We start from the raw sequence: 11,946 nt of genomic DNA, 5'->3' as shown, positions 1-11,946 counted from the left end.
TGACATGCGTCTGGATCTGTTTCTGAAAATGTCGCGGCTGATCAAACGCCGCAGCCTGGCCAAGGAAATTTGTGACGCAGGCTGCGTGCACATCAATGGTCGGGTCGCCAAGGCTGGTGCCGAAGTGAAGGTCGCTGATGTGTTGACGGTGGATATTCGTGACCGTTTGATTCGGGCGCGCATACTGCGTTTGCCGCAGCGGGTGGAAGGGCCGGAGGGGATTGTGGAAATGCTGCCAGAGGAGTCGGAATGAACAGCTTGCCGCGACTGGTGCTGACGGTTGGGGAGCCAGCGGGAATCGGACCGGATATTTGTCTGCAGCTGGCCGCTCACCCCCTCTCTGCCGGTGTATTGCTGTTGGGGGATATGCATTGCCTGCGCAGCCGGGCGCTGCTGCTGGGACTACCCGTAAGACTGGAGGCCTGGCAGGAGGGCGATGACTGGCCAGCCATAGAGCCGGGGGTATTGCGAGTGCTGCATCTCCCGCTGGCCCACCCCTGCCGGCCAGGCCATCTGGATCCGGCCAACGCCCCGGCAGTGTTGAGCAGCCTGGATAAAGCGCTGGCTCTGCTGCGCACCGGCCTGGCTGATGCCCTGGTGACCGCTCCCGTCCATAAGGGCATCATCAATGATGCGGGCATTCCTTTTACCGGGCATACCGAATATCTTGCGGCCGCCTGCGGTCAGGATGAGATGGTCATGCTGCTCGCGGGGCGCGGTTTGCGGGTTGCCCTGGCCACCACCCACCTCCCTCTGGCACAAGTACCTGCAGCCATTACCCGCAGTGGTCTGGAAACGACCCTGCGCATTTTGCACACATCCCTCATTCGGGATTTTGCCCTGGCCGCACCTCGTATTCTGGTGGCCGGACTGAATCCTCACGCTGGGGAGGGGGGGCATCTCGGTCGCGAAGAAATCGAGGTGATTACCCCGGTCATTCAGTCTCTGCAAAAAGAGGGGATGCGCGTTTCCGGACCCTGGCCTGCGGATACCCTCTTTACCCCGCGACTGCTGGAAGATGCCGATGCGGTACTGGCCATGTATCACGATCAGGGGCTGCCGGTTTTGAAATATCACGCTTTTGGCGAGGCAGTGAATATTACCCTGGGACTGCCGATAGTGCGTACCAGCGTTGATCATGGCACGGCGCTGGACGTGGCGGGTAGCGGTCGTGCTCAGGGAGAAAGTCTTCTCCATGCCCTGGAGGCTGCGGCAGAAATCGTCCGCAACCGGCGTACAGCAAACTGTTGATGGGCCAGACCGTTGACCTGCCCGTATGGGCCTGTTTAAACGATCCGCTGGCGTCCCTCAGGCACCTGGGCCAGCAGGAATTCCATCTGGTCGGCGAGAATACGGCGGTTACTGAGCAACAGATATTCTGCCCAGGTCGGGGTAAAAGGCACGGCCAGTAAGGGCATGTGGGCTTCATCGGGAGTGCGGTTGTCCTTGCGGCTGTTACAGCTGCGGCAGGCCGTTACCACATTGGTCCAGATGTCTCTGCCCTTGCGGGAGATGGGGATGATATGATCACGGGTCAGCTCACGGACCGGATAATGCTTGCCGCAGTACATGCACAGATGGTGATCACGATGGAACAGGGTTTGATTGGAGAGGGCGGGAGGGCGAATTTTGCCCAGATGCCGACCGCGTACCGCAATCACCGGATGAATGTCCAGTTGCGAGTGAATGCCACTGCGTCGGCATACGCCACCGTGAGCGGTGAAAAAAGGATTCCCGAGGGTCCAGGCAACATTACCCCGGACATAGTGGGCGGCGGCTTCTTCCCAGGTTTCCCAGGCCATGGGACGACCACCGACGTCAAGGCGCAGCACGAGGTGCATAGACTTTCCGTTTCGCATCGCCTGCTGGAGGCGTCGACCGAATATAGCATGAAGGTGCGCTAATGTTGCAAGAGGGGCGCCTGCCGCGTGCAAAAAAGCGTTTCGGACAGAATTTTCTGGTTCAGCCGCAGATCGTTGAGCGTATTGTGGCAGCTATTCGCCCCGTGCCGGGCGATCAACTGGTGGAAATCGGGCCGGGGCCGGGGGCGCTGACCAGGGCTCTGCTGCGCCTCTTGCCGCAGTTGACGGTGGTAGAGCTGGATCGGGATATGATTGCCGGTTTACGCGCGCTCGCGCCGCCGGAGCAGCTACAGGTCATGCAGGCCGATGCGCTGGAGGTCGACTTCGCGGCACTGGCTGGCGCCGGGAATATCCTGCGGGTAGTCGGTAACCTGCCCTACAACGTGGCGACGCCGCTGATTTTTCATATACTGGAACACGCGGAACAGGTGCGGGATATGCACTTCATGCTGCAAAAAGAGGTGGTGGACCGCATGGTGGCGGTGCCGGGAACCAAAGCCTACGGTCGGCTATCGGTGATGATACAGGCGCACTGCGCGGTGGAATCCCTGTTCACGGTGGCTCCGGGCAATTTCTTTCCGGTGCCCAAGGTGGATTCGGCCTTCATGCGCCTGGTACCGCATCGTCCAGGGTTGCTACCACTCCATTTGCAGGCGCCTTTTGCGCGGATTGTGGCCACCAGCTTTGCCCAGCGCCGCAAGACGCTCGCCAATAATCTGCGCGGCATTTTGAGTGCGGACGACTTGCGGGGTTTGCAGATCGATCCCGGCTGCCGCGCCGAGACGCTGGATCAGGCCGCCTTTTTTCGCCTCGCCGAGGCCACAGTTGAACAGGGAAACCGATCATGAATCATTTGGAAGTTGCCGAGAAACTGTTTGCCGAACTGGAATGGGAAGCGAAAACACTGCCCGATTATCCGGTCCTCACTTGCGCGTTGCAGGTACCTAATGGCGTTCTGGACATTTTTTGCCATGTGCATGGCGAACGGGAGCGTATCCTGTTTTACCTGCGCCCCCAGAATCTGGAGATAACGAGGGAAAAACGCCTGGCGGTGGCGGAGTTTCTGACCCGTGCCAACTATGGACTGGCTCTGGGTAACTTTGAGCTCGATATGGAGGATGGAGAAATCAACTTCAAGACGATTCTCCAGGCGCCTGCCACGGTGTTGAGCACTGCCCTGCTGCGTCCTTATCTGCTGGTTGGCGTGGAGACCATCAACCACTACCTGCCAGGGCTGGACCGGGTGCTGAGTGGCCAGGAAACCCCGGCTGCCGCGATTAAGGCGTTGGAGATTGCGACAGCGGTGCATTGACCCCGGAGCCGATGATTCCGCTGCCCAGCAGCAGCGGGGTGATGCCCATGCCGCGGATTTTGGCAAGGGTGGGCTGGGCCGCTGCCAGAGAATCGAAGGTGTTGGTGCGGAGCCGATAGAGGGTGTTGTTGTCGCCCGCTTCCGCCTTTTCCATCTGGGTGCTGACCCCCAGCAGGGCGAGGCGATCGCGCAGGACGACGGCGGCGGCGCGGTTGGTGAAGGCGCCCACCTGAATGGTCACCGGCTGGTGAACGACACTGATACTGCTGGCGGTCGCTGCACTGGGAATACCGGGGCCGCTACCGAGGATGTCGGCAGGAATATCCACATGCATGGCGGGCAATATCTGATAAAAATTGAAATCGACGCCGCTGCGGGTGGCGGCTGTGGAGGCCGCAGCGGCGCTGCTGGAGGTGGCGACGGCGAGCGGGCTGCGCACCGGAGTTTGTGTAGTAGCCAGGGTAGCCGGTGGTGATGCTGAAGGGTGGGTGGCTGCCGGGCTAAGAGGCTGTTTCTGCGCGGTTGCAGGTGCGCTATTGCTGGAGGCCGTCGCTGCCGATAGTCCCGTTCCGGCACTGATTAGACCGAGCTTTCCTGTGGTGATGGGGATCTGCGCGATCCACCACCAGACCCCCGCACTCAGCGCGATCACCAGAAGCAGCAATACCCAAGGCCAGCGCCGTGCCGGCGGGGGGGGCGTTTCGTCGGTGTCATCTTCCGGTGTTACCGGCTGTCGTGGCGTGACGGGCGGGCGCGGCTCCTGCACTCGCGGGCGGCTGGTTTGATTTTTGTAATCGCGCATGATCCCTTACATCTGTTCCGGCGCGCTGACGCCAAGCAGCCGTAACCCATTGGCAATACTCTGTGCGACGGTCAGACAGAGCGTCAGGCGGGCGTGGCGCAGCGGCGTCTCCTCCACCAGAATTCTGGTCGAATTGTAGTAGGTGTGGAAGGCTGCAGCCAACTCCCTGAGATAGAAAGCAATCTGATGTGGTTCGCGATCACGGGCCGCCGTGGCCACTACTTCCGGGAAGCGCCAGAGGGCGTCGGCAAGTGCGATCTCGCGGGACTCCTGCAGAATTTCCAGGTCGAAGCCGTCTGCTGACGGCAGGCTGAGCCCCTTTTCTGCCGCCTGACGCAGCAGGGAATAGACCCGGGCGTGGGCATACTGGATATAAAATACCGGGTTTTCTTCGGAGTGCTTTTTGGCCAGTTCCAGATCAAAGTCCAGATGCTGGTCGGCACGGCGCAGCACATAAAAGAAACGCGCGGCATCATTGCCCACTTCCTCGCGCAGTTCACGGAGGGTGACAAACTCGCCAGCGCGGGTAGACATGGAGACCTTTTCCGTACCGCGATAGAGGATGGCGAACTGGACGAGGACGACTTCCAGTTGCTGGTCATCGAGGCCGAGGGCGCGCAGGGCGGCCTTGACTCTGGGCACATAGCCGTGATGGTCCGCACCCCACATATCGATGACGTGGGTGAAGCCGCGGGCAAATTTTTCAGCATGGTAGGCCACATCGGAGGCAAAGTAGGTATAGGCGCCATTGTCGCGACGCAAAACCCGGTCCTTGTCGTCATCAAAGGCAGTGGCGCGGAACCAGAGGGCGCCCTCCTGGGTGTAACAATATCCGGCTTTTTCGAGGGCGGCGACGGCGGCATCGACCGCACCCGTATCCATCAGGCTGCGCTCGGAATACCAGCGCTCGTAATGCACACCGAAGCCCTCCAGATCGTCGCGGATGTCGGTGAGAATCTCGTCCAGTCCGGCGCTGTGCAGGGTGCGATAGTCGGCACCGAGGGACTGCTTCAGATGGGCGATGAGGGTGTCGATGGCGATATCACCGTCGCTCATCTCGGGCAGGTTCGGCAATCCGGCCGCCGCGTGCTGTAAGCGGTCGCCGACCTGCTCCCGGAGATGGGCCGCTATTTCGCGCACATAGTCGCCCCGATAACTGTTCTCAGGGAAGGGCCAGGGCAGCGCCCCGGCGGCTTCGAGATAGCGCAGGTAGACGCTGGCGGCGAGAATATCCATTTGCCGCCCGGCGTCGTTGACATAGTATTCGCAAAAGATGTCGAAGCCGTTAAAGCGGAGGATGTTGGCGAGGCTGGCGCCATAGGCGGCACCGCGCCCGTGCCCGACGTGCAGGGGGCCGGTGGGGTTGGCCGAGACGAATTCCAGTTGCAGGCGTTGACCGGCGCCGTTCCGGTTGGCGCCGAAGCGCTCTTTTTCGGTACGCACCCGGTGGATGACGGCGTGAAAGGCGGCAGGCTGCAAAAAGAAATTGATGAAGCCGGGGCCGGCAATTTCGGTGCGGGCAATCCATTCCGAGGCTGGCAGGGCCGCAACGATATCCTTGGCGATGTCGCGGGGTTTGCGCCCGACCGCTTTGGCGAGGAGCAGGGCGACGTTGCTGGCGAGATGGCCGTGTTCCACCTGCTTGGGGCGATCCAGCTCTAGGGTGGCGGGAATCCCTGGAATGCTGCCCTGGGCGTGGAGTTGTTGAAGCGCCCCTTGCAGGGCCTGGCTGACAAATGCTTTCACAGGGCTACCTTATGCACGAAATTTTTGCTTTAGTGTAACGCAAGCCAGCGCTTTACGGCAGGGGTTGTTGTATCTTGGATACTGTACTGGAGCCGAAGATCAATGGGGATGCGCATAATGCATGATTATCTGGGAGGTTTCTGGCACTGGTTTACCACCCCGTGGACGCTGCCCGGTGGGATGGTTGTCGAGCCCATCGGTATGGTTGAGTTTCTAATTATCCTGGTTTTTTTATGGTGGGGGGCGGCCTGGGTGCGGCGGCTCACGCGCCGGGTACTGAGCCGGCAACTGGATCATGCCACGGCTTACGCCATCTCGCGGCTTACCTACTACATCGTTATTGCTCTGGGCATTTTCATTGCCCTGCAGACAGTCGGCATCAATCTCAGCAGTCTGGCTATCTTGGGCGGTGTGGTGGGTGTCGGTCTGGGTTTTGGGTTGCAGAATATTTTCAGCAATTTTGCGTCCGGACTCATTCTGCTCTTTGAACGCAGTATTAAGGTAGGCGACTACATCCAGATCAAAGAGAACGGCCTGCATGGCGAGGTCAAAAAGCTGGGCGTGCGCTATACCCAGATCGTGACCAACGACCATGTGGATATCCTGGTACCCAACTCCCAGTTTGTGAATGGTGAAGTGATCAACTGGAGTCTGGATGATCCGATTATGCGGATTCATATCCCGTTTCGCGTGCCCTACGGTACCGACCGGGAACGATTGCGGAGTCTGGTCATAGAAACCGCGCTCTCCTTGCCTCTGACGGCAAGGGACGAACGTTATCCGCCGACCTTGTGGTTGAACGCGTTTGGAGATGCAGGCTACGATTGCGAGATGATCGTCTGGGTGGAACGTGCGGGACTGATGCGTCCCGGCGGAACCCGCGCCAAATATAACTGGGCACTGGCGGATGCCCTGGAGCAGGCAGGCATCGAAATACCGCGGCCGCGTCAGGAGGTGGTGGTGGCGCCTTCCCTGGCGGCGGCGCTGGCTGCTGCGGAAAACTCGTCCTCTTCCTCCTCCACGTAATTGCGCGGACCATTGGCGCTGCGCAGGGCGCTGGGCGGGATGATAAAGACGTAGGCGGCCATGGCCGCTATCAGGCAGATCCACATGGACAGGCGCAGCAGATTGTCGATGCTCATGGTGCCCGCCTGCACACTGATCAGGGTGTGCAGGTGTTGGGCTGAGAGCGCCGTTTCCGGATCGAAACGGCTGATGTGGCCGCGCAGATGGTCGCTGGCAAGGGCGCTGTAGCGGGTCCAGTAGACGCTCAGCAGGCTCACCCCGATGTTGGCGCTGAAGACGCGAATGAAATTGCTGGTGGTGGCGGCTGACGGAATTTCCGCAGCGCTGAGGCCGGAGAGAATCACCATGGTCAGCGGCACGAAGAGCATACCCACCCCCATGCCGATGAACAGCACTGGCCAGAACAGGTCGTTCAGACTGCTGATGGGGCTGAGATAAGCGCTGCCATAGGCGAAGGCAAAAATGGCAAAGCAGAGGGTCGCCAGCCGTCGCAGCCCGAGTAATCCGCGCAGACGGTCCATCAGCGTCGACAAAGGGATGGCGCCGATGCCGATGGGAATAAGTACGGAGCTCCCCCAGAACCCATTGAAACCGAGGGTTTCCTCTGCCCAGAGGGGCAGTATGGAGGCCCAGCCCATGAACATGGCCCAGCCCAGGCAGAGTAGCAGCAGACCCAGCCAGTAATTGCGTCGGTGCAGAAAGTGTAACTGGAGCAGGGGGTGCCGGGTTTCGCTTTCCCGCCAGGCAAAGAGCAGCAGAAAGGTAAAGGCAAATAAGGTCATTTTGATAATGAAAGTGGAATGCCACCAGCCGTACTGCTCGCCCTGATCCAGCATAATTTGCATGCTCATCAGCCCGCCATAGAGCAGGCCGAAGCCCCAGCTATCGAAGGGCGGGGTTTGGGGATTGCCCTGCTCTTTGGGGATGCCCATGCTGCCCAGAAACAGGGCGACGCCCCAGATCGGTAGGGAAAGCAGGAAAATGCTGCGATAGCCCAGTTCCGTCGCCAGCAGGCCGCCGATGGTCGGCCCGAAGAAGAAAGGCACCAGCATGGCATTACTCCAGAATATGGTCACCAGACCATGGTGCTGGCTGGGGCTGTGGCGCAGAAAAAGACTCTGACTCAGGGGGACGAGAAGCCCCGCGGCGACGCCTTCCAGAGCACGGGACAGCAGCATAATCCAGAGATTGTCAGTCACCGCACTGATGACGGTGCCCACCATAGCCACGGTAACCGCCATCTGAAAGACGCGGCGCATCCCGAAGCGGGCTGTCGTCCAGGGCATCAGGGTAATCCCCAGTGACCAGTGGACAATGAAGTAGGTCAGGGTCCAGAGGGCATGATCGCTGCTGGTGGAAAGGCCGCCCGCGACGTAGGGAAAAATACCCTGCACCGAGGCACCGTCGAAGGAGCCCATACCGAGGGCGAGGCCTACCCCCGCAAAGAGGGGCCAGGTTTTAGAAAGGGACGGCGATGTTTCCACGAAGTTGGATCCTTGGAAGTTGTCCTAATTTAACGCTAACGCTAATTTCACTCGCGGGCGGTGCGCGCCTTCCTGGATCGACCGGCGACGCCGGACTGAGCCTGCATGGGTCTCTAAAATCCGCCGTCGGCCGCGGCTACGACCAGAAAGGCGCCGGAGCCGCCCGCCGGATGCTCCAGCCAGATCAGGGGCAGGTCGGGACGGCGACGGATGAGGGCCTCTTCGGCATCACCGGTTTCCACCACCAGGACGCCGCCCGCCTGCAGGTGATGCGGCGCCTGCTCCAACAGGGGGAGCAGGCAATCCAGGCCATCATCGCCGGCGGCCAAGGCGAGACGGGGCTCGTGCCGGTATTCTGGGGGCAGCTCTGCCATGGCCGCCGCGTCCACATAGGGCGGGTTGCTGAGGATCAGGTCGTAGCGCTGTCCATCCAATGCGGCGAAGAGGTCGGACTGATGCAGGTGCACGCGCTCCTCCAGGCCATAGCGTTGCACATTCGTGCGGGCTACGGCGAGGGCCTCGGCGGAAATATCTACTGCATCCACTTCGGCATCCGGAAAGCGCAGGGCCAGGGCGATGGCCATACAGCCGGAGCCCGTGCCGATCTCCAAAATGCGCTGCACCTGCGGCTCCTCTACCCAGGGTGCGAAGCCCTCTTCAATGAACGGTTCAAGCAGGCTGCGGGGAATGAGGACGCGTTCATCGACGCTAAAACGTAGTCCGGCAAACCAGGCTTCGCCGGTGATGTAGGCGGCAGGACGGCGGAGCATTTCCCGCTGATAAAAGTGGTTGAGAATCGTGGTCTTTTCGTTGTCCAGCAGACGGGCTGCGCCCAGATCTGCAAGGTCTTCCGGCTCCAGGTGCAGCGCCCGCGCGATGAGGGTGTCGGCTTCGGCGCGGGGTTGCTGTTGGCCCTGGCTGAAGTCGAGCCCGGCAGCGGCAAAACGGCTGGCCCCCCAACGCCGGAAATCGGTTACCGTATGCAGTGTGGTGATAGCGAAGGCGGCATATTGTTCAAGGTTCATTCAGTCCAACTCCAGCCAGACCGGGCAATGATCGGAGCCGGTCACATCGGTGGCAATCCCGGCCCCGCGCAGGCGCGGCAACAGGCTTTCATGTATCCAGAAATAATCGAGGCGCCAGCCGATATTGCGGGCGCGGGCGTCGGTGCGCTGGCTCCACCAGGAATAGTCCGCCGCGTCCGGGTGCAGGTGACGGAAGCTATCCACCCAGCCCGCCGCTACCCACTGGTCCAGGCAGGCCCGTTCTTCGGGGAGAAAGCCGGATATTTTCGCGTTCTCTTTGGGGCGGGCGAGGTCGATGGCCTGATGGGCGGTGTTGACGTCGCCACAGAATACCACCGCCCGGCCGGCGGCGACCCGGGCGTTAATCAGCTCCAGGAAGACGGCATAGAAATCCAGTTTGAAGGCAAGGCGTTCGGTATCCTTCTTGCCGTTGGGGAAGTAGACGTTATACAAGTCGAAATCACCGCAGTCGGTGATGACCACGCGGCCTTCCCGGTCGAAGCATGGGATGCCCAGGCCCGTTGCCAGTGGCTGGCAGGGCGCTCTGCTGAAGGTGGCGACGCCGCTGTAACCCGGGCGTTCGGCGACCGCCCAGCGGTCATCGTAACCCTCCAGTGCGGTTTCCGCCGCAGGCAGGCGGTCCGGATCGGCCTTGATTTCCTGGAAGCAGAGCACATCCGCCTGCGCCGCCGCGACCCATTCGCGCAAACCCTTGCGGCAGGCGGCGCGCCAGCCATTCACGTTCCAGCTATACAGGCGCATGGTCACGATCGCTCAACGCATCACCCGCACGGCCAGAAAATCCCCTTCGGCCAGCACCTGTTCCAGGATGATACGCCCGGTATCACCGGCGGTACCTGCTGCAGCGAGCAGGGCGAGTCCCTCCCGCGCCGCCGTCGGGCTGATGACGCCATGGCGCAGGGCCAGTTGATAAAGTACGGCAACACTGATTTCCTGGCCGGGTTGCTTGACCAGTTCCCCCTGAAGCTGCGCCAGGGGACCGCCGTAGAGGAGCAGTTTGCGCACATGGTCGATATTGGGCAGTGTCGGGGTGCTCATGGTGGTTCCTTGTTGATAAATCATCCGTTAAAGCGTGCGCCGACGGGTCCGGGTGGCGGCGTCTGGCATACACCGGCTAACTCTTTTCCGGACCCGGCCAGCCCTGGCAATGCAGGGACCACAGCCCACCACTTTGTGGCGCGCAGAGCAGCGGACCCAGTTCCGTCAGGGCGGCGGTCAGTGCCTCGCGCAGACCCCAGGGTGGATTCACCATGATCAGTCCGCTGCCGAAGAGCTGTTCCCGGCCTTCTTCCGGCATCTGCAACAGTTCGCAGGCAAAAGCGGGTAGGCGCTCGCGCAAAGCCTGCCGCAGCCTGGTGATCGTACCGCGGATTTTTACCGGGTACCAGACGAGATACACCCCTTGCGGCCAGCGCTGATAGGCGCGGATCAGGGTGTCCGCAAGGCGCTCCCATTCATCTCTGCGTTCAAAGGGCGGATCGATCAGGATCAGGCCACGTTTTTCAGGCGGGGGAATCAGCCCGAAGAGGGCGCGATAACCGTCTTCGCCGATGATGCTGGTGTGCGCCCGCTTGCCCATCGCCTTGCGCAGACGCGTCGCTACTTCGGGCTGTTGTTCGCAGAGCACCATCCGGTCAGCAGGCCGGAGCAGGGCGGCGGCGAGGACGGGTGAGCCGGGATAGTGGCGTAATACGCCGTCGCTGTTCTCATTGCTGATGATTTTCAGCCAGGCGCCCGCATGCGGCAGGCTGCGCCGGTCCGCCCAGAGGCGCGCAACGCCTTGCAAGTGTTCCCCTTGCGCGCTCAGTGTATATCGTCCCGCGCCCGCGTGGGTGTCGATGTAAGCGAGCGGCGTGTCCTTACGGATCAGGGCTTGCAAAGTGAGACTCAGGGCCAGATGCTTGATGCAGTCGGCAGCATTGCCAGCGTGATAATGATGGTCGTAATTCATGGTCTGCTTATCTTTCTGGGGTTGGCTTGGGGCGATGCTTTCGTCATGATAGCAGATAGTGGCCCAGACTCAGCGGAAAAGGAGAGATGAAGATGCGACTTTATGCTACGCAGACCAGCCCCTATGCCCGGAAGGTGCGTATCGCACTGCTGGAAAAAAACATCCCCTGTGCTTTGGAGTGGGTGGATCTCCGCGTCGCTGACCATGGCGCACTGGAGCACAATCCCCTGGGCAAGATCCCCGTGCTGGTGCGTAATGACGGCTCGGCCGTATATGACTCAGCAGTGATCATCCAATATCTGGAAATTCTGCACCCCGAACCAGCCATCATCCCCCATGATCCGGAGGCCCGCATTGAGACATTGCGGATTGAGGCGCTGGCCAGCGGTATTATGGATACCACGGTTGCCTGGGTGTTGGAGCAACGCCACAGTAAAGATTGCCAGGATGCCGGTATGTTGCAGCGTGCCCGCGGCAAGGTGCTTGCCGCATTGGCGGTGCTGCAGGAGGAGACGTGCGTGTGGAAAGATGTGGCCGCAGCGCCGGTGTTGAATCTGGCGCAGATTGCGACCATCGCCGCGGTCGGTTATGTCGATCTGCGCGCACCGGATTTCTTGCTGCAATTCCCGGATTTGACGACCTGGATGCACGCCTTGCGCCAACGTCCCGGCATCAGTGCCACTGCGCCCCAGTAATTTTCGTGAAAATTGCGACCTG

14 protein-coding genes are annotated in these 11,946 nt (G+C 60.9%); 6 read left to right on the top strand and 8 right to left on the bottom strand.

What is annotated here, in order from left to right; all coding sequences use genetic code 11:
- Nucleotides 1-4 precede the first annotated feature (4 nt).
- The gene (locus tag AC2VNK_RS10235; RefSeq protein WP_486881628.1) at nt 5-253 is read left to right on the top strand and encodes a S4 domain-containing protein; all 249 of its coding nucleotides are present in this window, start codon (nt 5-7) and stop codon (nt 251-253) included.
- On the top strand, nt 250-1,251 hold the full coding sequence (gene pdxA, locus AC2VNK_RS10230; protein WP_486883678.1) for a 4-hydroxythreonine-4-phosphate dehydrogenase PdxA: 1,002 nt from the start codon (nt 250-252) through the stop codon (nt 1,249-1,251). The genes AC2VNK_RS10235 and pdxA overlap by 4 nt, the downstream gene beginning before the upstream one ends.
- Before the next feature lie 35 nt (nt 1,252-1,286).
- Here pdxA and AC2VNK_RS10225 read toward each other — a convergent pair whose 3' ends face one another.
- Nucleotides 1,287-1,841, bottom strand: coding sequence for an HNH endonuclease (locus tag AC2VNK_RS10225; RefSeq protein ID WP_486881630.1), 555 nt, complete (start codon nt 1,839-1,841; stop codon nt 1,287-1,289).
- 62 nt (nt 1,842-1,903) lie between these two features.
- Here AC2VNK_RS10225 and rsmA point away from each other — a divergent pair, with 62 nt between their 5' ends.
- A complete protein-coding gene (gene rsmA / locus AC2VNK_RS10220; protein WP_486883677.1) occupies nt 1,904-2,710 on the top strand; it encodes a 16S rRNA (adenine(1518)-N(6)/adenine(1519)-N(6))-dimethyltransferase RsmA in 807 nt (268 codons plus the stop codon).
- The gene (locus AC2VNK_RS10215; protein WP_291523769.1) at nt 2,707-3,174 is read left to right on the top strand and encodes a YbjN domain-containing protein; all 468 of its coding nucleotides are present in this window, start codon (nt 2,707-2,709) and stop codon (nt 3,172-3,174) included. Before rsmA ends, AC2VNK_RS10215 begins: the two co-directional genes overlap by 4 nt.
- Here the strand turns inward: AC2VNK_RS10215 and AC2VNK_RS10210 are convergent.
- Together AC2VNK_RS10210 and argS are read right to left on the bottom strand one after the other, a co-directional pair.
- Entirely contained in the window at nt 3,140-3,976 is an 837-nt protein-coding gene (locus AC2VNK_RS10210) for an SPOR domain-containing protein (RefSeq protein WP_486883676.1), read from the bottom strand. The two genes, AC2VNK_RS10215 and AC2VNK_RS10210, sit on opposite strands and share 35 nt — an antisense overlap.
- Nucleotides 3,977-3,982: 6 nt before the next feature.
- Nucleotides 3,983-5,722 (bottom strand): arginine--tRNA ligase, encoded by a 1,740-nt coding sequence (argS, locus tag AC2VNK_RS10205; protein ID WP_486883675.1) that lies wholly within the window; start codon nt 5,720-5,722, stop codon nt 3,983-3,985.
- 102 nt (nt 5,723-5,824) lie between these two features.
- On the opposite strand from argS, the gene AC2VNK_RS10200 reads away from it, so the two are divergent.
- The gene (locus AC2VNK_RS10200) at nt 5,825-6,748 is read left to right on the top strand and encodes a mechanosensitive ion channel family protein (RefSeq protein ID WP_486883674.1); all 924 of its coding nucleotides are present in this window, start codon (nt 5,825-5,827) and stop codon (nt 6,746-6,748) included.
- On the opposite strand, the gene AC2VNK_RS10195 is transcribed toward AC2VNK_RS10200, so the two are convergent.
- The 5 genes from AC2VNK_RS10195 to AC2VNK_RS10175 form a co-directional block, all read right to left on the bottom strand.
- Nucleotides 6,670-8,232 carry an MFS transporter gene (locus AC2VNK_RS10195; RefSeq protein ID WP_486883673.1) on the bottom strand — a complete coding sequence of 521 codons (1,563 nt, stop codon included), beginning with the start codon at nt 8,230-8,232 and terminating at the stop codon, nt 6,670-6,672. The genes AC2VNK_RS10200 and AC2VNK_RS10195 overlap by 79 nt on opposite strands.
- A 113-nt stretch (nt 8,233-8,345) precedes the next feature.
- Entirely contained in the window at nt 8,346-9,257 is a 912-nt protein-coding gene (gene prmB, locus AC2VNK_RS10190; RefSeq protein WP_291523779.1) for a 50S ribosomal protein L3 N(5)-glutamine methyltransferase, read from the bottom strand.
- Nucleotides 9,258-10,019 (bottom strand): exodeoxyribonuclease III, encoded by a 762-nt coding sequence (locus tag AC2VNK_RS10185; protein ID WP_486883679.1) that lies wholly within the window; start codon nt 10,017-10,019, stop codon nt 9,258-9,260. It abuts the gene before it with no gap.
- Nucleotides 10,020-10,031: 12 nt separating this feature from the next.
- Complete coding sequence (locus AC2VNK_RS10180) at nt 10,032-10,316, bottom strand: DUF2322 family protein (RefSeq protein ID WP_461275898.1); 285 nt, start codon at nt 10,314-10,316, stop codon at nt 10,032-10,034.
- A gap of 76 nt (nt 10,317-10,392) precedes the next feature.
- On the bottom strand, nt 10,393-11,229 hold the full coding sequence (locus AC2VNK_RS10175; RefSeq protein ID WP_486883672.1) for a 23S rRNA (adenine(2030)-N(6))-methyltransferase RlmJ: 837 nt from the start codon (nt 11,227-11,229) through the stop codon (nt 10,393-10,395).
- Nucleotides 11,230-11,321: 92 nt separating this feature from the next.
- Here AC2VNK_RS10175 and AC2VNK_RS10170 point away from each other — a divergent pair, with 92 nt between their 5' ends.
- Entirely contained in the window at nt 11,322-11,924 is a 603-nt protein-coding gene (locus tag AC2VNK_RS10170) for a glutathione S-transferase N-terminal domain-containing protein (RefSeq protein ID WP_486883671.1), read from the top strand.
- Nucleotides 11,925-11,946 lie beyond the last annotated feature (22 nt).

It is taken from the genome of Acidithiobacillus sp. TH-A35 (assembly GCF_057473505.1).
Note: the sequence above shows the minus strand (reverse complement) of the source record. Positions and strands in the feature narration are given on the sequence as shown.

Coding starts and splice junctions, on each gene's coding strand:
- AC2VNK_RS10235 (WP_486881628.1), top strand. CDS start 5: ATGCGTCTGGATCTGTTTCTGAAAATGTCGCGGCTGATCAAACGCCGC.
- pdxA (WP_486883678.1), top strand. CDS start 250: ATGAACAGCTTGCCGCGACTGGTGCTGACGGTTGGGGAGCCAGCGGGA.
- AC2VNK_RS10170 (WP_486883671.1), top strand. CDS start 11,322: ATGCGACTTTATGCTACGCAGACCAGCCCCTATGCCCGGAAGGTGCGT.
- AC2VNK_RS10200 (WP_486883674.1), top strand. CDS start 5,825: ATGGGGATGCGCATAATGCATGATTATCTGGGAGGTTTCTGGCACTGG.
- AC2VNK_RS10215 (WP_291523769.1), top strand. CDS start 2,707: ATGAATCATTTGGAAGTTGCCGAGAAACTGTTTGCCGAACTGGAATGG.
- AC2VNK_RS10210 (WP_486883676.1), bottom strand. CDS start 3,976: ATGCGCGATTACAAAAATCAAACCAGCCGCCCGCGAGTGCAGGAGCCG.
- prmB (WP_291523779.1), bottom strand. CDS start 9,257: ATGAACCTTGAACAATATGCCGCCTTCGCTATCACCACACTGCATACG.
- AC2VNK_RS10180 (WP_461275898.1), bottom strand. CDS start 10,316: ATGAGCACCCCGACACTGCCCAATATCGACCATGTGCGCAAACTGCTC.
- AC2VNK_RS10185 (WP_486883679.1), bottom strand. CDS start 10,019: ATGCGCCTGTATAGCTGGAACGTGAATGGCTGGCGCGCCGCCTGCCGC.
- AC2VNK_RS10225 (WP_486881630.1), bottom strand. CDS start 1,841: ATGCACCTCGTGCTGCGCCTTGACGTCGGTGGTCGTCCCATGGCCTGG.
- rsmA (WP_486883677.1), top strand. CDS start 1,904: ATGTTGCAAGAGGGGCGCCTGCCGCGTGCAAAAAAGCGTTTCGGACAG.
- AC2VNK_RS10175 (WP_486883672.1), bottom strand. CDS start 11,229: ATGAATTACGACCATCATTATCACGCTGGCAATGCTGCCGACTGCATC.